Here is a 693-nt window from a genome sequence, read left to right as displayed (position 1 = left end):
GTCCATCATTGTCCATACATCTGGCGTGATAGATAGCGCAGTACCAGGCAACAGCCCTGGTAAGTAAGGTGCTTCGTCATTGTTTTTAACGAATCCATTGAGGCGATTTTGAGAGAACTTATCAACTATACCGTTTGTAACGAAGAAGGCCTTGAGATCAGCAACGCTCACATCCAGTTTGGACTGTCGGTTGAATGGATAAAAAGACGCTAATCGTTGTTGGTATGGTTGATAAACTTCGTTTGACCATGCTGTATTAAGGTGGTCATGAGCCAGCGACATCACCATTTCATTACTTTGATGCACAATTTTACTTATCACTTCTTCTGCTACAGCTAAATGATCGTTTGATAAGTTTGATAATGATGCAATAGGGTTACCAGCTTGCAAAGTCACAGATAAAGTATCGAAGGCTACTTTTTGAGGTTCTTTGGTTTCATAAAACTTGTCTGCCCATTTATTTGCATTAATAACCGCACTCAGCAGATTGTCTATTGGCTTCTTCCCTTGATCGTTGGCAGAGACCTGTTTTTTGTATGCTTGAAAGCTTAAAGTTATCTGGCGTGCAGATTCTTTTTTATCTTGGTCTTGAATTGGTATGGTCGCAGGATCTTGCGATTTACCCTCGTTGTCTGGTATTTCGAGTTCCACATAGGTGTACTTAGCGACGGTTGAGTACAGGCTGACCAGTGG

1 pseudogene is annotated in these 693 nt (G+C 41.6%); it reads right to left on the bottom strand.

Annotated elements, in window-relative coordinates:
• Nucleotides 1-651, bottom strand: a pseudogene (locus AB4496_RS26780) (type VI secretion system membrane subunit TssM); the annotation flags it as partial.
• Nucleotides 652-693: the final 42 nt, after the last annotated feature.

Source organism: Vibrio sp. 10N.222.46.A1 (assembly GCF_041473595.1).
In the GTDB taxonomy this organism is placed as follows: Bacteria; Pseudomonadota; Gammaproteobacteria; order Enterobacterales; family Vibrionaceae; genus Vibrio; species Vibrio tasmaniensis_A.
This window is presented reverse-complemented; position numbering and strand designations above follow the sequence as displayed.